Source organism: Streptomyces sp. PCS3-D2, assembly GCF_000612545.2.
Lineage (GTDB): Bacteria > Actinomycetota > Actinomycetes > Streptomycetales > Streptomycetaceae > Streptomyces.
In genome coordinates, this window is record NZ_CP097800.1 from 3,247,293 (window position 1) to 3,266,913 (window position 19,621).

The following is a 19,621-nucleotide window of genomic DNA, read 5'->3' on the forward strand; positions in this document are numbered from 1 at the left end:
GCGACGGAATCCCGTACCTGTGGGCACGGCTCCGGCTCGTCGAGGAACGGGTCCGGCAGTCCGTGGAGCTCCGGCGAGCCGTCGATCCCGACCCGGACGACCCCTTCCGCGGCCAGTACCTCACGCCCGAGGCCGCCGTCCGGATCCTGGACGAGGAGCGCGGCCCCGGTCTGCCCGTGCCCGCACCGGTCGACCCGCCGCCGTCCGGCTCACCGCTCGGCATCCTCGTCGCACGCTTCGGGCTGGATCCCCTGGACGTGGATCTGCTGCTGGTCGCGCTGGCCCCGGACCTGGACGCGCGGTTCGAGCGGCTCTACGGCTACCTCAACGACGACCTGACGCGCCGTCGGCCGACGGTGGGACTCGCCCTCGACCTGTGCGGGCACGGCCACTTCTCCGCGGCGCGCTTCCGGCTCTCCCCCGAGGCACCGCTCGTCGCAGGCGGCCTGCTGGAGGTCACCGAGCCCGAACGGCCTCCCCTTTCCCGGGTGCTGGCCGTCCCGGACCGGGTCACCGCCCACCTGCTCGGCGGCACCGCGCCCGACCGGCGACTGGCCGAGGTGCTCGGCCCGGCCGCCGACGACCCGGCCGTCGACCCCGGCGAACTGCACCGGGCCGCCGCAGCGGCCGGGAACGGGACCGGCCACGTCCACCTGCGTACCCGTGGCGGAGACCCCGAGGGCCTGGCCGCCGCGGCCCTGCGGGCCCGCGGGCTGCGCCCCCTGGTCCTGGACCCCGTGGCGCTGGCGCACCACGCCGGCGCCCTGCCCCTTCTGGCCCGCGCCGCCGCCCGAGAAGCCAGGCTGCTGGGCGCCGGTGTGCTGCTCGGGCCGCTGGAGGCGCTGCCCGACCAGCCCGACGAGCGGGCCCACGTCCTGCGCACCCTGTGCACGGTGCTGCGCGGCATCCCGCTGTTCACGTACGGCACGAGCGGCTGGGAGCCCTCCTGGGCGGCCGCCACCCCCGTCTCCCTGACGGTGGCGGCCCCCTCCCCCGACCGGCAGGCCGTGCGCTGGCGGCACGCGCTGGAACGGGCCGCCGCGGAGCACGGCGGTACGGACGCGGCGGACGCGGGCAGCGGTCCGGACGCGGGCAGCAGTCCGGACGCGGGGAGCGGTCCGGGCGGGGAGAGCGGTCCGGGCGCGGCGGCGGCACTCGCCCGGTCCGTGTCCGCGCACCGCCTCGACGCCGGGCAACTGCGGCGCGCCGCAGACACCGCGTCCCGTACCGCCGCTCTCGACGGCCGCCCCGTCTCCCCCGCCGACCTGCGGACCGCCGTACGCGCCCAGAACGGCGCGGGCCTGGCCCGCCTCGCCCGCCGCGTGGAGCCGGCCGTGGGGTGGGACGACCTGGTCCTGCCCGCGCCCACCCACCGCCGGCTGCGTGAGCTCGCGGTGCGTGCCCGCCACCGCGACCAGGTACTCGGGCAGTGGGGCATGCGGCCCGGCGGAGGGCGCGGGCGCGGGGTGATCGCGCTGTTCGCGGGCTCCTCCGGCACCGGGAAGACCATGTCGGCCGAGGTGGTCGCCGCCGACCTGGGCATGGACCTGTACGTGGTGGACCTGTCCACGGTCGTCGACAAGTACGTCGGCGAGACGGAGAAGAACCTGGAACGCATCTTCACCGAGGCATCGGCCGTGAACGCGGTACTGCTCTTCGACGAGGCCGACGCGATCTTCGGCAAGCGCTCGGACGTGAAGGACTCCCACGACAAGCACGCCAACATGGAGTCCGCCTACCTGCTCCAGCGGATGGAGTCCTTCGACGGCATCGCCATCCTGACCACCAATCTGCGGGCCAACCTCGACGAGGCGTTCACCCGCCGCCTCGACGTGATCGCGGACTTCCCGGTGCCCGACGCCGCACAGCGCCGGGCCCTGTGGGAACGCTGCCTGGGCGACCGGGTGCCCCGGGCCGATGACGTCGACCTCGGCTTCTGCGCCGACCGGTTCGAACTGGCCGGGGGATCCATCCGGGCCTGCGCGGTGACGGCCGCCTACTTCGCGGCAGCGGCCGGGGGGCCACTGACGATGGGCCAGGTGATGACGGCCGTCGCCCAGGAGTACCGCAAGCTCGGACGCCTGGTCCTGGAGGGTGAGTTCGGACCGTACCTGGGGCAGGTCGCGGACGTGTGACCCGTCGGCGGTCCGGGCGGACTGTCCGTCCGTCCGGTCCGGACGTCCGGTCCGGACGGACGGGCGGGCGGGCTGCCTGGACGGCCCGCCGGGAGGAGACCGGAAGGGCAGCGTGCTTGCCCCTGACCAGGCCCGAACGCCCCTGCCGGCGGCCGTCGTCGCGCGGAAGGCTGTGACCGGAACCGATAGCCGATCCGTGTCGAAGGAGCGAGCATGCCGACGTACCTCACCCCGGGCGTGTACGTGGAGGAGGTGCAGTCCGGTGCTCGTCCGATCGAAGGGGTCGGCACCGCCGTCGCCGCGTTCGTCGGGTTCGCCCAGAGCGGGCCCTTCCACGAACCGACGCTGGTCACCAACTGGGACCAGTACGCACAGCACTTCGGTGGCTTCACCGAGGGCTCCTACCTGGCCCACGCGGTCTACGGCTACTTCGCCAACGGCGGCGGCGCCGCGTACGTCGTCCGCATCGGCGGGCCGACCGCCGACGCCTCCGCACCGGCCGCCGCGGGATCGGTACCACCGCCGCGCGCCGCGCAGCCCGTCGAGCTCGGCGGCTTCCTGATCACGGCACGCCCGGGCATCGCCGGTGTGTCCGTCGAGATCGCCGACGCCGACGGGGACAACCCGCCGGAGGACCGCTTCAAGCTCCTCGTCCGCCAGGGCGAGCAGATCGCCGAGACCTACGAGGCCTCCGCCCGCAAGAACGTCAAGGGCTACCTCGTCACCCAGGCACGCGCCTCGAAGCTGATCGAGGTCACCGAGCAGCGGTCCGCCACCCAGACCCGGCCGGCCGGCCAGACCGTGGCCCTGCCCGACGCGCCGGGCCCCGTGGCGGCCGCGACAGGCCAGGCGGCCGTGTCCCGGCTCGACCCGGCCGAGTACGTCGGCGACGCGGGCGCCCGCACCGGCTTCGCCGGCTTGGAGACCATCGACGAGATCACCATGGTCGCGGTGCCCGACCTGATGAGCGCCTACCAGCGCGGCGAGATCGACGCCGAGGGCGTGCGCACCGTACAGCTCGCGGTGATCTCCCACTGCGAGCAGATGGGCGACCGGGTGGCCGTCCTGGACACCCCGCCCGGCCTGTCCGCGCAGCAGGTACGCACCTGGCGCAACGACGACGCGGGCTACGACTCCCGCTACGCCACCCTCTACTACCCGTGGGTGAAGGTCTTCGACCCCGCCTCCGGCCGCAACACGACCGTCCCGCCGAGCGGCCATGTCGCCGGAGTGTGGGCGCGCAGCGACGCCGAGCGCGGCGTGCACAAGGCCCCCGCCAACGAGGTCATCCGCGGCGCGGTGGACCTGGAACTGCGCCTGAGCAAGGGCGAGCAGGACCTGCTCAACCCGATCGGCGTGAACTGCGTACGCGCCTTCCCCGGCCGCGGCATCCGGATCTGGGGTGCGCGCACCCTCTCCTCCGACCCGGCCTGGCGCTACCTGAACGTGCGCCGCCTCTTCAACTACCTGGAGGAGTCCATCCTCCTGGGCACCCAGTGGGTGGTCTTCGAACCGAACGACGACCGGCTCTGGTCCAGCATCCGGCGCAACGTCACCGCGTTCCTGACCGAGGAGTGGCGCCGCGGCGCGCTGTTCGGCCGCACGGCGGCGGAGGCGTTCTACGTGAAGTGCGACCGGGACAACAACCCGCAGGAGTCGATCGACCACGGCCGTGTGGTCTGCGAGATCGGTGTGTCGCCCGTGAAGCCCGCCGAGTTCGTGGTGTTCCGGCTGGCCCAGTTCTCCGACAGCACCAGCCTCGTCGACGAGTGACCCTCCGGGGCGGCGGCACCGGCGACATCCGCAGGGCCGACAGCACCAGCAGCACCAGCAGCAAGGAAAGGTGAAGGACAGTCATGGCAGAGGGCGATGCTCTTTCCACCCATATCTTCGGCGTGCAGCTCGGCGGCTACCTGGTCGAATCGATCCAGGAGATCAGCGGCCTGACCGTCGAGGAAGAGGTCGTCGAAGTCCGCCAGGTCAGCGCGGAGGGCAAGCAGATCATCCGCAAGCAGCCCGGCGCGCGCCAGGCGGGCGAGGTCACGATCACCCGAGGACTCGACAAGAGCAGCGAGTTCACCAAGTGGATCAAGGAGACCCTCAACAACGGAGCGGTCGACACCGCGCGGCAGAACCTCACGATCGAGATCAAGGACTCCACGGGCGCGACCATCCGCCGCATCCAGCTGATGCAGGGCTGGGCCTCCAAGTGGGAGGGCCCCTCCCTCAAGGCCGGCGAGTCCGCCGCGGCCACCGAGTCCGTGACCATCGTGTTCGAGGAGATCATCGTCGAATGAGGCGCCGTACCGTGACCGCGGGCAGCCTGGAGGAGATCCTCCAGGTCACGGCGCCCACCCAAGCCCCGGAGCAGGCGGCGGCGCCCCCGGCCGCCGCCGCTCCGGCCCCCCGTGAGGACCACGGGTTGCGCACGGAGTTCGAGTTCGAACTACCGCGCGGCTACGTGGACGAGGCGGGCACGGTGCACCGGCACGGCTCGATGCGCCTGGCCACCGCACGCGACGAACTCCGCCCGCAGATCGACCTGCGGGTCAAGGAGAACCCGGCCTACCTGAGTGTGGTGCTGCTGAGCCAGGTGATCACCCGGCTCGGGACCATCACCGACGTGCACGCGGGGGTCGTCGAGCGGATGTACGCGACCGACGTGGCGTTCCTCCAGGACTTCTACCGGCGCGTCAACAGCGAGGGCCACACCCGCGCGGCGGTCACCTGCCCGCACTGCGACGGCGGCTTCGAGGTCGACCTCTCCGGTGGGCGCCTGGGGGAATCGTGACGTACGCGCTCCCCCGGCTCCGGGAGGAGATCGCGTACATCGCCTACCACTTCCACTGGCGGCGCGACGAGATCCTCGACCTGACCCACGGCGAGCGCCAGGACTGGGTCACCGAGATAGCTCGAATCAACACCCGTGTGAACGAAGGCGGTTGAGAAAATGGCATGGCGGGACAGGCTGCGTCGGCGCGCCGCTGTGCCGGAATCCCTGCCGGAAGCCGCGCCGGACTCCGTGACCGGCGCCGGCACGTCGGCACCGGGTGCGGCGGCGCGGAGCGCTGCCGCACCCGGTGACTGGGACGGCGGCTGGCGGATGGCCGCACCGCCCGTGCTGACCGTCTCGCGTTCGGTCACCGGCGTCAGCGACGGACTCGCCTTCCGTTCCGGCCTGGCCGCGTGGCGCAACCCGTCGTTCGACACGGGCCTCGCCCACGGGCTCCTGCCGTCCGCCCCGGCCGGACTCGTCCGCGGGGTCGCCCGCCCCGCCACCGCCCGTCCCACCCACAGCGGCGGCGGGCCGCTGCTGCTCCGGGCGCTGCCCACCGAGCCGACCGAGCCCACCGAACCGGGTGCTGGCCATCAGCCCGAGCAGGCGCGGCCCGTGCGCGAGACCCCGCAGGTCTCGCGCCGCCCCGGGCCGGGCGCCGCCGCACCGGGCCCGGGGCGCCCGGACACCGCACGACCGAAGCCGGGTGCGGACCGTCAGCCGGACGCCTCCGCACCGGGCCCGGTCGTCTCGCGAGCCGTGGCCCGGGGGGCCTCGGACCGGACCGCGGCTCCGAAGCCCGCGTCAGGGTCCGGGGCCGGGGCCGGGTCCGGGGCCGGGTCCGGGTCCGGGTCCGGGTCCGGCTCCGGGTCCGGGTCCGCGGCGAACGCCGTGTCACCGACCCCCGTACGGCCGCGGGTCAAGGGTTCCGCGGCCGGGTCTGCAGCCGGGACGAGGGGCCTGGTATCCACGCCTTCCGCAGCCGTACCCGAGGCATCCGCGCCCGCGGTGCAGCGGGCCGCCGAGCCCGCCCGGACGGCGCCGCCCACGCCGTTCCCCGTGGTCCGCCGCATCGCCGTGGTCCCCGGGTCTTCCGCCGCCGAAGGCATGTCCGGCCCGCCCGCCCAGCGGACCGCCACCCCCGCACGGGCGGCCGCGGCCCCCCGGCCCGCTCGTACCGGCGCGGAAGCTCCCGGCAGCGCCCGCACCCCCGCGGTCCGGCCGCGCCCGGTCGGGCGTACGCTCACCGTCGCCCGCGTCCCCGCCACACCGCGGCGCCGCGTGGCCGCTGTCCGTCCCCCCGCCGTGCCCGTGGCCGGCCCAGGTGCGCCGGTCCAGCGGGCGCAGCCCCGCGCCCCGCTCGGCACGCCTCCCACCGAGTCGGCGCCCCCGTCCACGCCATCAACGCCCACGGCACCGGCCGCCGTACCCGCCCTGCCCGTGGTGCAACGCCAGACCGAACCCACCACCGCACCGGCAACACCCACGGGGAGCAACCCGGCACCGGCCGCCGTACCCGCCCTGCCCGTCGTACAGCGTGAGGCCGAACCCACCACCGCAACCACGCCGGCTCCGGCTCCGGCTCCGGCTCCGGCTCCGGAAAAGCCGACGCGCACCCGCGCACCACTCGGCGCACCACTCACCGAACTCCCCCCCACCGCCACACCGACCGCCACGCCCCACACCAACCCCACCACCGGCCCGGCAGCAACCACCCCCGCCATGCCCACCCTGCAACGCCGACCCGAACCCACCACGGGCAACCCGGCAACGAACGAACCCCCGCACACCCGCGCCCCGCTCGGCACCCCACCCACCGAGACAGCCCCCCGGGCCACACCCACCACCCCCAACGCCGCACCCGCCCTCCCCGTGGTGCAACGCCAGACCGAACCCACCACCGCACCGGCAACACCCACCGCAAGCAACCCGGCACCGGCACCGGCACCGGCACCGGAGAAGCCGATGCGCACCCGCGCACCACTCGGCGCGCCACTCACCGAACTCCCCCCCACCGCCACACCGACCGCCACGCCCCACACCAACCCCACCACCGGCCCGGCAGCAATCACCCCCGCCATGCCCACCCTGCAACGCACGGCGGACGCGCCTGCCGGGCAGCATCGGTCGGTACCCGCGGATCGGTCCGTGCCGCGCGGACGCCCGGGTCTGGGGGCGCCCCTTTCCGCGCTGCCGCCGAGCGCAGCCGCGCCCCGGGCCGCCGCGCGGCCACAGGCGCCGGCGGTCCACGCGCCCCCGCCGGACGGGGGCGGCTCGCACCGCGGCGGCATCCAGCGGACCACCGCCACCCCGCCTCGCTCGGGCCCCGTACCGGGTCCGGTCCCGCTCGTCGCCGCCCGAGCCGTCGGCAAGCGGGCGACGCCCGATGCACCCCCGTCCCTCCGGCTGCTGGCGGCGCGGCCCCTCGCCCTCGGCACCCGTGACGTGGCGGGCATGGGCAGCGCACCGGCCGCCGCCCCTCGGACGGCCGGCCGGCCTGTGGTCCCGGCGCGCTGGTCCGCCCCGTCGGCAACCGCCCCGCAGCAGGTCCAGCGTGCCGCGGCCCCCGCCCCCGGTACGGCCGCCCCCGCCGCCCCCGGCCGAACCGGCCGCTCCACACCGACCGCACCGGCCGTGCGCCCGGCGCCCGTGTCGGCCGCGGCCCCCGCCAGGACGGCGGCGGCGCTCCTGCCCGTGACCGGCCCGTACACGCCCCCGCTCGTGGTCCAGTCGGCACCCGCCGCTCCGGCCTCCGGTTCCGTGCCGGTCGTACGGCCCGGGGCGCCGGCCCCCACGGCCCTCCCCGGTCCGGCCGCCCCCGGTCCGGCCGCCCCCGCTCCGCCGCCCAGCCCTCCGGCGCCCGGCCCGCCACCCCCCGTACAGCGCGACACGGGCCGGACCGGTCCCACCGCGACCGCGACCGCGGCCGCCCGACCCGGCGGCGGACCCGAAGCCGCACCCCACGGCGGCGGCGACCTCGATCTGGACGACCTGGCACGACGTCTGCTCGACCCGGTCGCGCGCCTCCTGCGCACCGAGTTGCGGCGCGGCCGGGAACGCGCGGGACGGCCCTTCGACGGGCGCCGCTGAGAACACTGACGAACGAGAAACGGATGACGACGCACCGATGACGGACAACATCTTCGCGACCAGTGTGTTCTTCCGGCTCGCGATCGGCGGCAACGACCTGGGCGCCTTCCACACCTGCTCGGGCATGGGCGCCGAGGTCGAGATGGAGAGTTACGCCGAGGGTGGCAACAACGGCTTCACCTGGCAGCTGCCCGGCCGCGTGACCTGGTCGAACATCACTCTCACCCGGCCCGTCACCGCCGACACGGCGAAGATCGGCCGCTGGCTCGACGAGACACTGCGGCGGGTCGAGCCGAAGGACGGGGAGATCGTGGCGCTGCGGCCCGATCTGAGCCGGATCATCAGCTGGCAGGTGTTCGGGATCGTTCCGGTGCGCTGGCAGGGGCCGTCCTTCGACCCCGCCAACTCGGCCGCGGCCGTGGAGACGTTGGAGATCGCCCACCAGGGGCTGCTGCCCTCCTGACCGCCCGCCCCGGCCCCTCCCCCACCCACCCGTCCTCGTACGCCCCGCACCCGCACCAGCCCTCGCCCCCGCCCCCGCTCTCGCCCCGGAAGGAAGTCCACGGCATGGCCTTTTCGGCACGCGCCAGCCGCGCCCGGGCCCAGCTCACCCTCAAGGAGCCCCCGGCCTCCGTCGGAGCCAGGCCCGGCGGGACGATCGCCCGCCTCGACCTGCAGTTCAACCCCTCGACCCTGCAGCTGGGCAAGACCACCGAGTGGCGGCGCTCCCCGTCCCGGATGGCGGGCCAGTCGGCCCTGCCCGAGTTCGTCGGCAGTGGCCCGCGCACGCTGAGCCTGGACGTGTTCCTGGATGCCACCGCCACCCACGACAACTCGGTGGAACAGGCGGTGGAGAAGCTGATGAAGGCATGCGTGCCGACCCCGGCCAGCCTCGGCCGCAAGAAGCCGGCGAGCCCTTGGGTGCGCTTCGAGTGGGGCAGCGCGCGGACGACGTCGTTCGACGGGGTCCTGTCGAACCTGTCGGTGTCGTACACGCTCTTCGACGTGGACGGGAAGCCGCTGCGGGCCACCTGCTCGCTGTCCATCGAGGAGGCGAGCGTGGACCCGCCCGGTCAGAACCCGACCTCCGGCTCGCGTACCGCCCGCAGCACCCACACCGTGGTGGCGGGCGACAGCCTGGCCATGCTGGCCTGGCGCGAGTACGGCGACGCGACGGCCTGGCGGGCCATCGCGGAGGCGAACGGCATCGACGACCCGATGGCACTCGTCCCCGGCACCGAGATCGTCGTGCCGGCCACACGGGACCGGCACGGCGAGGAGGAACAGCGGTGAGCGGGTCGGAGTCGGGGGGCCGGTCGTTCGCGGCCGACCCCATCGTGGAAGCCCCAGGCGAACTGCCGCAGATCTGGACGGCGCAACTGGTCAGCTGCGTGGTCGACGAGAACGTGGGCCTGCCCGACACGGCGGTGCTCACCTACCGCGACCCCGACCACGAGTTCCTGGGCGCCACCGGCATCACCATCGGCACCCCGCTGCGGGTGTCGGTGGCGACCGTGAAGGGGCAGGCCCGGGAGCGGCTGTTCAACGGCGAGGTCACGGCCCTGGAGATCGACCGGGACCGCACCGGCTCGTTCACCGTCGTACGCGCCTACTCCACGGCGCACCGCCTCCAGCGCGGCCGCAAGGTCGTCGCCTACCGGAACATGACGGCCGCCGCCATCGTCCGCAAGGTGGCCGCCGGAGCCGGCCTGGCCGTCGGGAAGGTGGAGGCCGCGCCGGTCACGTACCAGCAGCTGTCCCAGGCGAACGTCTCGGACTGGGACTTCCTGCAGTTCCTCGCCGGTGAGAGCGGCGCACAGGTACGCGTCGACGACAACGGCGTGCTCCAGTTCACCCGGCCCGTGCAGGCGTCCGGTGCGCCCTCCCCGTCGACGTCGGCGGTGCGCGACCCGATGGTCCTGGAGTACGGACGCAACCTCCTCGCCCTGCGGGCCGCCCTGTCGGCGGCCGACGGCGCCTCGAAGGTGCAGGTACGCGGCTGGGACGTGACCACGAAGCGGCCGCTCGTCGCCGAGCAGCCGTCCGTGGTCAGCGACACGGTGGTGCCGGGCCTCGCCCCGCAGTCCGCCACCCGCTTCGGGGCGGCGTCCGTGTCCGTCACCGACACCCCGTACCGCACACAGGCCGAGACGACGGCGGTCGCGAAGGCGGCTGCGGCCCAGATCAGCTCCGGCTTCGGCGAGCTGGAAGCGGTGGCCGAGGGCAACCCGCTGCTGCGCGCCGGCAAGCCGGTCGCGCTCGGCAACGTCGGGCAGGCGTTCTCCGGCCGGTACACGGCGACGGCCGTCCAGCACGTCCTGGAGCCGCACGGCGGCTTCCGCTCGACGGTGTGGGTCAGCGCCAGCCCGGACCGCTCCCTGACCGGTCTGGTCACCGGTGCGAACGCGCCGGGCCGCGGGCCGCGCATACCCGGTCTGGCGATCGGCGTGGTGACGGACGTGCGCGAGCCGAACGGATCCCAGCGCGGCGCGGTCCGGCTGAAGTTCCCCTGGCTGGACGACACATACGTCTCCGGCTGGGTCCGTACCGTCCAGTGGGGCGGCAAGGGCGGCGGCGGGGTGGTCAGCCCGGAGGTCAACGACGAGGTGCTGGTCGGCTTCGAGCAGGGCCTGCTCGACAGTCCGTACGTCATCGGCGGCCTCTACAACGGCGTCGACGAGCCCTCGCCGCACGACGTACCGCTGGTCGACACGACGAGCGGCAAGGTCAACCGGCGCTCGATCGTCTCGCGTTCGGGCCACCGGGTGGAACTGCTGGACGCGGCGGCGCCCGGCCCGTCCGGGCTGCGGCTGGTGACCGGGGACGAACGGCTCGAAGTACGCATGGACGACCGCCGGGACCGGATCGAGGTCACCGTGTACGCGGGCCGGGGCCGTCCCGCGACCTCCGTCCTCATGGACAAGGACGGCATCACCCTCGACGCCCGGCAGGGCACCGTGAAGGTGTCCGGCCGCCAGGTGGACATCGACGGCACCGCCGGGGTCAGCATCGGCGGCCGGTCGGTGAAGGTCTCCGGAACCTCGGACGTCACGGTCGACGGCGGCCTGCTCGCCGTCCTCAAGGCCCGCCTCATCCGTATCAACTGACCCCGCAGCCCCCTACACACCGACCGCCGTCCCCGAGGAGCACCCGATGCCAGCCGCAGCCCGTACCGGCGACCCCACCAACCACGGTGGCCGGCTCGCCACTCCGCCGCCCGGCGCCGCCGCGGCGGTGGCCACGGTGCTGATCGGCGGCCGGCCCGCCGCCGTCGTGGGCAGCCTGCACGTCTGCGTGGTCCCGCCGCACGCCGCCCTCGGACCGGCCAACGTGGTCATGCCGAACCCGGCGGCCCTCGCCTCGGGGACGGTCCTCATCGGGGGACTGCCCGCCGCACGCGCCCGCGACCAGACCGCGTGCGGCGCGATGGTCCTCACCGGCGCCCCGGACGTCCTGATCGGAGGCGTGTGATGAGCGAACGGTTCATCGGACGCGGCTGGGCCTTCCCCCTGCGCGTCGGCCCGACCGGCGGGATCGCCATGGTCGAACGCGAACGCGAGCTGGAAGAGGCCATCCGCCTCGTGCTGGGCACCGCGCCCGGCGAACGGCCCATGCGGCCCGAATTCGGCTGTGGCATCCACGAGTACGTGTTCGCCCCCGGCGACGGCGACACCGCCGGCCGGATCGCCCAGCAGGTGCGCGAAGCACTGGAACGCTGGGAGCCCCGGATCACGGTCGACGACGTCGCCGTCGCCTTCGACTCCGTCGAGGCGGGCACCCTCTACATCGATGTGCACTACACGGTGCGCACCACCAACGACCGGCGCAACCTGGTCTTTCCCTTCTACACGATCCCCTCCGAGGAGGGGGCCGAGGAAATGGTCGCGGACTGATGGCCCTGCCCTCCCCCAACCTGGACGACCGACGGTTCCAGCAGCTCGTCGACGAGGCGAAGCGGTACGTGCAGCAGCGCGCCCCGGAGTGGACCGACCACAACGTCTCCGACCCGGGCGTCACCCTCATCGAGACGTTCGCCTACCTCGTGGACCAGCTGCTGTACCGGCTCAACCGGGTCCCGGACAAGAACTACCTGGCGTTCCTGGACCTGTTGGGCATCCGGCTGTACCCGCCGTCGGCCGCCACCGCCGACGTCGACTTCTGGCTGTCGGCCCCCCAGCCCGACACCGTCACCCTGCCCGCGGGCACCGAGGTGACGACCGAGGTGGCGACCGCGGCCGGCGACACCGAGGAAGCCGTGGTCTTCGCCACCACCGACGACCTGCGGATCCTGCCCAGCGAGCTGACGAAGCTGGTCACCGCGCCCCGCACCGGTGAACCGGCCGACCGGACCGGCGCACTTGCCGAAGGCCGCGACATACCCTGCTTCCAGGCCGTGCCCGAACCGGGCGACGCCCTGCTCTTCGGACTGCCCACGGCGGTGCCACGCTGCGTCGTCGCGGTGCGCCTGGACAGCCGCGTCGAGGGCGTCGGCGTCGACCCGCGCCAGCCCCCGCTGGTGTGGGAGGCGTGGAACGGCGGCCGGTGGCAGCGCTGCGCCACGGACTCCGACAGCACCGGCGGCCTCAACCGGCCCGGCGAGATCATCGTGTACGTCCCGGCCGGGCACACCACCTCGGTGATCAGCGGGACCCGCGCGGGCTGGCTGCGCTGCCGGGTCACCGAACCCGAACCCGGCCAGCCCTTCTACTCCGAGTCCCCGACCGTGCGCGAAGCCGCCGTCTTCACCGTCGGCGGCACCATGACGGTGGAGCACGCCGAACGCGTGCGGGACGTACCGCTCGGCGCGTCGGAGGGCGTCGCGGGACAGAGCTTCCGGCTCGGGCGCCCGCCCGTGCTGCTCGACGGGGAACCGCCGGTGGTGGAGGTGTCCTCCCCCGAGGGCTGGCAGCGCTGGGAGGTCGTCGAGCACTTCGGCCGCTCCGGTCCTGACGACCGGCACGTCCGCGTCGACGCCACCACCGGCGAGTTCACCTTCCCGCCGGTGCTGCGCGAGGCCGACGGCAGCCTGCGCGCCTGCGGCGCCGTACCGCCCAAGGGCTCCCACATCCGGGTGGCCGGTTACCGCACCGGCGGCGGCCCGGCGGGCAACGTCTCGCGCGGTGCGATCTCCGTACTGCGCAGCTCGGTCCCCTACATCGCCCGGGTCGTCAACCGGGAGGCGGCACGCGGCGGCGTCGCCGGGGAGACCGTCGACAACGCCAAACTGCGCGCCCCGGAGGCGCTGCGCATGCAGGAACGCGCGGTGACCGCCGAGGACTACGAGATCATCGCCCGCCGGACGGCGCCCTCGGTGCGCCGGGTGCGCTGCCTGCCCGCCGCCGACGGCGACCGCGGCGCGGGTTCGGTCCGCGTCCTCGTCGTCCCGGACGCGGTCGCCGACGAGGACGACCGGCTCCGCTTCGAGCAGCTCATCCCGTCCGATCAGGTCCTCGCCGCGATCACCGCGGCCCTCGACGAACGGCGCCTGATCGGCACCGGCCTCGTCGTCGAACCGCCCGTCTACCAGGGCGTCACCGTCGTCGCCCGACTGTCGGCGCCGGCCGCCGACGCCGACCGGGTGCGCGACGCGGCGCTCGCCGCGCTGTTCCGCCACCTCAACCCGCTGCACGGCGGACCCGACGGCACGGGCTGGCCGTTCGGCCGGCCCGTGCAGTACGGCGAGGTGTTCGGCGTCCTGCAACGCGCCGTCGGGGACGTCCTGGTGGAGGAGATCCGGCTGTTCGCCGCCGACCCGATCACCGGTCGGCGCGGCGCCCCGGTCGAGCGCATCGACATCGGCGCGGGCACGCTCGTCTTCTCCTACCAGCACCAGGTCGTCGTGACGGAACCCGAGGTGCACGGATGAGCCGCGCCGCCGTGCCCGGCCTGCCCAGCCGGCACCCGATCGGCGAGCAGTTGCCCGCGCTCTACGCCGACGACGACTTCGCCCAGCGGTTCACCGCGGGCCTGGACACGGTCCTGGCCCCGGTGTTCACGACCCTCGACAGCCTGCCCGCGTACTTCGACCCCCGGCTCGCCCCGGCCGACTTCCTGTCCTGGCTGGCCTCCTGGGTCGGCGGCGCGGACGACCCCGAATGGCCGACCGCGCTGCGGCGCGAGGCGGTGGCCCGCGCGGTGGAACTGCACCGGTGGCGCGGCACCCGGCGCGGTCTGGTCGAGGCCCTGCGCCTGGTGCTGGGCCTGTCCGCCGAGGTCAGCGGGGACGGCGCGGCCGTCTGGTCCCGCACGGCCGGCACCGAACCGAACCCCGCGGTGGCCGGCGAGGTCCTCGTACGGGTCTGGCCGCGCGGCACGGAGGGCGCGGAAGGCACGGAGGGCGCGGAGAGCACGGAGGGGACGCACGGCGTGGACGCCGACCGGGTCCGCGCCCTCGTCCGCAGCCTGTGCCCCGTGCACACGGTCTGCCGGGTGGAGATCCTGTCCGGCCCGCCCGCGCCCGAAGGGAGCTGACGGCAATGCGCCCGTGTCCCGCGTGCGGGGCGTCCAACGCCCCGACGGAAGACTTCTGCACCAACTGCGGCTCGTACCTGAACTGGTCCTCCCCGGCCCGCACCCCGGCCCGGGAGAACACCCCCGACGGCGTCACCCCCGACGACGTCCCCCCAGGCCCCGGCACGCCTCCCGCACCCCGCCGGGAAGACCCTCCTCCGGGTACGCCGCCCCTGGGCGGAACGCCTCACGAGACCCGGCCCGGGACGGGCCGGGAAGGCGCGGGGCGGCCGGTCACCGACACTCCTCGGGCCGGGGCGCCCCGGCAGGGCGAGCCACAGGAGGACACGGTCCAGGAGGCCCCGGTCCAGGAGGACACGGCCCGGCGAGGCGCGGTCCGGGGCGCCGCGCCCCGAGAAGGCACCCCGCAGGACGGCGGCGCACTCCCGGCCGGCCCCCCGGGCATGGCAGGGGAGGCCTCGGCCCCGGGACGCCCGCCCCGGACCGGCGAGGTCGGGGAGCGCACGGCCCGAAGCGACACCCCCGACGGGAGCGCGCCCCGGGAGGGCTCCCCGCAGGACGAAGCGCCGTCCCGGCAGGACACGACCGAGGTCGGCGGCGCCCGGGATGCCGCCTGCGAAGACCGGACGTCCCAGCGGGGAACGGTCCCGGAACGGGACTCCGCCCGGACGGCCACCGGAGCGGAATACCGTCTGGAATCCGGTCTGGAATCCGGCTCTCGCGCGGTGCCCGCGCGCGGTGTCGCGGATCGGTGGTTGTCCTGGCTGCGCAGGAGGCCCGACCGGTCCGCACCCGCCGGGACCAGATCCCACCGGGCCGGTTCCACCGGTTCCGACCAGGCCGGTTCCGCCGGGGCGGCGGGACCGGCCCGCGACCAGGACGGGGCGGCCGGGCCCGCCCGGGTTGCTCCGGCGCGGCCGACGCCACCCGCGCCGCGGCCCCCCGCGCCCCCCGCGGCAGCCTCACCGGCTCCGGTGCTGCCCGCCGTGCCGGTCGCGCCGCGCCCCGTCGTACGGCCCCTCGCAGCCGGCGACGACGTCGCCGGCGTGCCATGCCCGGCCTGCGGCACCGCCAACCCGCCCGACCGTCGTTTCTGCCGCCGCTGTGCGTCGCCGCTGGCGCCCTCCCCCACCGCCGCGCCCCTCCCGTGGTGGCGCACGGTCTGGCCGCTGCGCCGCCGGGCCCGCGCCGGCTCCGGACGGTTGACCCGCTTCCTGGTGGTCCTGGCCGTCGTACTGGCCCTGTGCGCGGCCGGTTTCCTGCTGTTGCCCGCCGGACGGCACCTGGTGGAGGACACCCTGGACAAGCTCGGCAAGGCCAAGGCGGTGACGCCCACCCGCGCCGAGGCCAGCGCCGAGCTGCCCGGCCACCCGGTGACCCAGAGCACGGACGGGCTCAGCAACCGCTACTGGGGCGTGCCCGGCCCCGGCGCCTCGGTGACGTACACCTTCGGCACGCCGTTCCGGCTCGTCGACGTCATCGTCACCAACGGTGCCTCGACGGCACCCGAGGAGTACGCCAAGCAGGGACGCGCCCTGCGCATCGACCTGGAGGTGACGGACCGGGACGGTGCCACGGTCCACGAGGAGCTGGCCCTCAGCGACAAACCGGGCCCCCAGACGTTCCCCCTCGGCATCAGCCACGCCACGACGGTCCGGCTGACCCTCCGGGAACCCGCCGGCCCGGACCCGCAGGGCCCCCTCGCCCTCGCGGAGGTCGAGTTCTTCCAGCGCGACTGACGCCCGGCCTAGACGCCCGCCCGGAGCGTCTCGGCGGGCAGGATGCGGGCGGCCGCCAGGGCCGGGTACAGCCCTGCGGCCAGCCCCACCAAGAGGCCCACCAGCGGGCCTGCCGTCGTGAGGGCGGGGTCGAGGACCACCAGCCAGTCCTTGGCCAGGCAGGTCAGAGCGGTGATCTGGATGCCCAGTACCGTGCCGACGACCCCGCCGGCGAGCCCGACCAGACCGCTCTCGATGCAGAACTGCCCGGCGACGGCCCGCCGGGAGGCGCCCAGGGCCCGGCGCAGGCCGATCTCGGAGCGCCGCTCCAGTACGGACACGTAGGCGGTGTTGCTGACACCGAGCGCCCCCACGCCGAGGGAGACGGCGGCCAGCCCGAGGAACAGGGCCCGGGTCTGCGACTCGACGCCCTGGCGGAGGGACCGGGGGTCCGGTGGCACCAGAGCGACGAGCTTGTCCGGGGCACCCGGGGCCAGGGCGAAGGGGGCCTCGGCGCCGATCTGGTCGGCGGCGCCGAGATCCGTACGGATGATCATTTCCGCCGGGGCGAAGTCCAGCCCGGCCGGGTCCTGGAGGGCGGCCCAGTAGGGGACGATCACGGAGCCGGTGAGGTCGGTGTCGCCGGGGGGAGCCCGGAAGACGCCGAGCACGCTGAACGCGACGCCGTTGACGTGGATCACGGAGTTGCCGGCCCCGTCGCCGACGGTCAGCCGGGACGCGGCGGCCGTGTCGATCAGGGCCACGCGCTCCCGCCGGGCATCGTGCCCGGTGTCGAACAACCGGCCTTGCGTGAGTTCGGCAGACATGGCCGACAGCGCGTCGGGCTGCGCCGCCAGGACCGTGCCCTCGGGCAGGTCGTTCGACGTGTCCGACGGCAGCCGGGAGACCACCGGCCGTTCACCGGCCTTGCTGACGAGGCCCGCGGCGCGGACCCCGTTGAGTCCCCGTACCCGCTGGGTGTCGCCGCCGTCGGGCCGCGGCCGGATACCGGCGACTTCTTCCGACGGGTACTTGACGGTCACCCGGGTCGCCTTGAGGGCGTCGAACTGGTCGGAGACGGCGCCGGCCGCGCTGGCGGTGATGCCCAGGGTGGCGAGTGCCGCGGCCAGCCCCACGGAGATGCCCACCATCGTCAGCAGGGTGCGGAACCGGCGGCCGAAGAGCGCGAGGAACGCCTGGACGAGCAGGTCCGCGGCGGACGTGCGGGGAGCCGCCGTCCCCGCCGCGCCCGTCCCTGCCGCGCCCGTCCCTGCCGCGCCCGTCCCACGCCTCTCGCGCCTCCCCCTGCTACGCGACACGGCCGTCCACCACCTTGAAGACGCGGTCGGCGCGGGCCGCCACGTCGGGTTCGTGGGTGACGACGACGACGGCCCGGTCCTGCGCCACCAGTCCGGTCAGCAGGTCCATGACGCGGGCCGAGTTGGCGGTGTCCAGGTTGCCGGTGGGCTCGTCGCACAGCACGACGGCGGGCCGGTGGACGATCGCCCGAGCGACCGCGACCCGCTGCCGCTCCCCGCCGGACAGGGTGGTGGGCCTGACGTCCAGTCGGTGCCCGAGGCCGACGGATTCCAGGGCGGCCACGGCCTGGGGCCGCCGTCGGGCACGGGGCACGCCGAGGTGCACGAGGGGGAGGGCGACGTTCTGGACGCAGGTCAGGTGCGGGACCAGGTGGAAGGCCTGGAAGACGAAGCCGAGCGTCGAGGCCCGCAGCGCGGTGCGGGCCCGTTCGGACAGGTCGGTGGTGTCCTGGCCCTCCAGCCGGTAGCTGCCGCGGGTGGGGACGTCGAGCAGGCCGAGCACGCTCAGCAGCGTGGACTTCCCCGAACCGGAGGGGCCGACGATGGCGGCCAGCCGGCCCGGCAGGATGTCGAGCGTGACGTCGGTCAGCGCGTGCACGGGCGGCGGCCCCGGGTACGTCTTCGCGATGCCGGCCATCTCGATGACGGGGGCCGGGTCAGCCATCGGAGCCCCCTTCGGAGCCGTCTACCGCCCCTCCGCGGCGCACCAGGACGACCGTCTCGCCCGCGCCGAGATTCGCGTCGAGCGCGTTGACCGCGGAGAGGCCCTCGTGGGTGAACAGCACCTCGACGGGGACGTTGCGCTCCTTGCCGTTCTCGGTAACGGTGACCGTGGACGAGCCGCCGAGGTCGGTCCAGACCGCCGATACGGGAACGGTCAGCGCGCCCTGGGGGCTGCGCCGCAGTTCGACGGCGATCCGCTGGGACGCCCCCTCCTCGGCCTCCGCACCGCTGGGGACGAACAGCGCCTCGTGCCGGCCCGTGTCACCGGCGCCGGACGTGCTCCCGCCGTCCGGTCCGCCGGTCTTCGTGTTCCCCGGATGATCGCCGTTTCCGGCGTCGGGGGGTCCGGCGAGGGAGCCCAGGCTGCCCTCCCGGCCTTCGTAGGGGCCGGTGCCGAAGCGGATGACCGCGTCGCTCGGCAGATCGCGCAGCCGGGCGCGCTGGTCCGCGGTGAGGGACGCCCGCACCTGGCGGCCGCCGCTGCCGAGGACGACGAGCGGCTTGTCGGCCGCGTCGCCCACTGCCGCGGTGACCTGGACCACCGTGGCGGGCAGGGTGCTGACGTACGCGACCTCCGCGGCCGGCAGCACTTCTCCGGGTGTGCCGGGTCCGGAAGCAGGCGGTGCGGCGGCGCCGCGGGTGGGCGCCGGACTCGCGGCTCCGCCCGCGGCGGGGGCCGCGCCCGTGCCGCCGTCGGTCTCCGCGCCGCCGCGGGGGGCGGCGGCGCCGGCGGCCGTGCCCGAAGGGGCACTCCCGCCACCGCTCCCGCCGGCGACCTGACGCGGCCCCTCCCCGGAAGGCGCCTCGTACCCGGCCGCCGCGTACAGCTTGCGCACCGCCTCGACGGTGGCCTGCCCGTACGTACCGTTCACGGCGGTCCCGTACAACGGTTTCAGGGCGCGCTGCAGTTGCTGCACGTCCGGACCCTTGTCGCCCGCCTTCAGGTCTCGGTACGCGGGGAAGCGCCCCGGGAGGAGCAGGACCGGGCGGCCCGACACCTCGGCGACGACCGCGCCGGCCTTGAGGCTCTTGCCCGAGGCCGCGGGCAGGGCCGTCACGACCGCCCGGCTGGTGCCCTGCGGCTGGACGCCGGTGATGGTGGTCCGGGAGGCCGTCTCGACCTTCCCGGTCAGTTCCATCGTCTCGACGAGCTGCCGGTCGGAGACCTTCCCCGTGATCCGGGAGGGCGGCGGCGCCGCGGCGTTCGAGGCACGCTGCTCGGGCGTTCTGGCCTGGGACGCGATCCACCAGACGGATCCGGAACTTCCGAACAGCACGATGACGACGGCGGCGATGACCAGGCCCCGCCTGGACCTGTGCCGGGCCCGCCCGCCGGACGGCTCGGCCGCCGCCCGGGCCCCTGCGGGGCGTTCGAGGCTCGTCACGGTA

General features: G+C 75.0%; 17 protein-coding genes. 14 read left to right on the plus strand and 3 right to left on the minus strand.

Annotated features, from left to right (window positions below):
- Positions 1–8: 8 nt before the first annotated feature.
- From AW27_RS13885 to AW27_RS13950, 14 genes are all read left to right on the plus strand, one after another.
- On the plus strand, positions 9–2,135 hold the full coding sequence (locus AW27_RS13885) for an ATP-binding protein (protein WP_037919830.1): 2,127 nt from the start codon (positions 9–11) through the stop codon (positions 2,133–2,135).
- A 213-nt stretch (positions 2,136–2,348) separates the two neighbouring features.
- Positions 2,349–3,908, plus strand: coding sequence for a phage tail sheath family protein (locus tag AW27_RS13890; protein ID WP_037918768.1), 1,560 nt, complete (start codon positions 2,349–2,351; stop codon positions 3,906–3,908).
- A gap of 83 nt (positions 3,909–3,991) precedes the next feature.
- The gene (locus AW27_RS13895; protein WP_030031999.1) at positions 3,992–4,432 is read left to right on the plus strand and encodes a phage tail protein; all 441 of its coding nucleotides are present in this window, start codon (positions 3,992–3,994) and stop codon (positions 4,430–4,432) included.
- Positions 4,429–4,926 carry a zinc-ribbon domain-containing protein gene (locus AW27_RS13900; protein ID WP_037918765.1) on the plus strand — a complete coding sequence of 166 codons (498 nt, stop codon included), beginning with the start codon at positions 4,429–4,431 and terminating at the stop codon, positions 4,924–4,926. The genes AW27_RS13895 and AW27_RS13900 overlap by 4 nt, the downstream gene beginning before the upstream one ends.
- Entirely contained in the window at positions 4,923–5,081 is a 159-nt protein-coding gene (locus AW27_RS13905) for a DUF6760 family protein (RefSeq protein ID WP_167344733.1), read from the plus strand. The genes AW27_RS13900 and AW27_RS13905 overlap by 4 nt, the downstream gene beginning before the upstream one ends.
- 4 nt (positions 5,082–5,085) lie before the next feature.
- Entirely contained in the window at positions 5,086–8,001 is a 2,916-nt protein-coding gene (locus AW27_RS13910; protein ID WP_304949870.1) for a hypothetical protein, read from the plus strand.
- Between the two features lie 37 nt (positions 8,002–8,038).
- Entirely contained in the window at positions 8,039–8,464 is a 426-nt protein-coding gene (locus AW27_RS13915; RefSeq protein WP_030710062.1) for a phage tail protein, read from the plus strand.
- Between the two features lie 104 nt (positions 8,465–8,568).
- Positions 8,569–9,294 carry a CIS tube protein gene (locus tag AW27_RS13920; RefSeq protein ID WP_037918754.1) on the plus strand — a complete coding sequence of 242 codons (726 nt, stop codon included), beginning with the start codon at positions 8,569–8,571 and terminating at the stop codon, positions 9,292–9,294.
- Positions 9,291–11,108 carry a VgrG-related protein gene (locus AW27_RS13925; protein ID WP_037918751.1) on the plus strand — a complete coding sequence of 606 codons (1,818 nt, stop codon included), beginning with the start codon at positions 9,291–9,293 and terminating at the stop codon, positions 11,106–11,108. The genes AW27_RS13920 and AW27_RS13925 overlap by 4 nt, the downstream gene beginning before the upstream one ends.
- Before the next feature lie 46 nt (positions 11,109–11,154).
- The gene (locus AW27_RS13930; RefSeq protein ID WP_037918748.1) at positions 11,155–11,472 is read left to right on the plus strand and encodes a PAAR domain-containing protein; all 318 of its coding nucleotides are present in this window, start codon (positions 11,155–11,157) and stop codon (positions 11,470–11,472) included.
- Entirely contained in the window at positions 11,472–11,894 is a 423-nt protein-coding gene (locus AW27_RS13935) for a GPW/gp25 family protein (protein WP_037918745.1), read from the plus strand. Before AW27_RS13930 ends, AW27_RS13935 begins: the two co-directional genes overlap by 1 nt.
- Positions 11,894–13,867: a putative baseplate assembly protein gene (locus AW27_RS13940; protein WP_037918742.1), complete on the plus strand. Its 1,974-nt coding sequence runs from the start codon at positions 11,894–11,896 to the stop codon at positions 13,865–13,867. The genes AW27_RS13935 and AW27_RS13940 overlap by 1 nt, the downstream gene beginning before the upstream one ends.
- Positions 13,864–14,472, plus strand: a complete 609-nt coding sequence (locus tag AW27_RS13945) for a phage tail protein (protein WP_037918739.1) — start codon at positions 13,864–13,866, stop codon at positions 14,470–14,472. The genes AW27_RS13940 and AW27_RS13945 overlap by 4 nt, the downstream gene beginning before the upstream one ends.
- A gap of 986 nt (positions 14,473–15,458) precedes the next feature.
- The gene (locus AW27_RS13950) at positions 15,459–16,211 is read left to right on the plus strand and encodes a zinc ribbon domain-containing protein (RefSeq protein ID WP_236647534.1); all 753 of its coding nucleotides are present in this window, start codon (positions 15,459–15,461) and stop codon (positions 16,209–16,211) included.
- An 8-nt stretch (positions 16,212–16,219) separates the two neighbouring features.
- Here the strand turns inward: AW27_RS13950 and AW27_RS13955 are convergent, their stop codons facing one another.
- The 3 genes from AW27_RS13955 to AW27_RS13965 are packed head-to-tail and all read right to left on the minus strand — an operon-like array spanning position 16,220 to position 19,617.
- Positions 16,220–17,509 (minus strand): ABC transporter permease, encoded by a 1,290-nt coding sequence (locus AW27_RS13955; RefSeq protein WP_052030258.1) that lies wholly within the window; start codon positions 17,507–17,509, stop codon positions 16,220–16,222.
- Positions 17,499–18,173, minus strand: coding sequence for an ABC transporter ATP-binding protein (locus AW27_RS13960; protein ID WP_037918738.1), 675 nt, complete (start codon positions 18,171–18,173; stop codon positions 17,499–17,501). Before AW27_RS13960 ends, AW27_RS13955 begins: the two co-directional genes overlap by 11 nt.
- Positions 18,166–19,617, minus strand: coding sequence for a peptidoglycan-binding domain-containing protein (locus AW27_RS13965; RefSeq protein WP_037918735.1), 1,452 nt, complete (start codon positions 19,615–19,617; stop codon positions 18,166–18,168). Before AW27_RS13965 ends, AW27_RS13960 begins: the two co-directional genes overlap by 8 nt.
- Positions 19,618–19,621 lie beyond the last annotated feature (4 nt).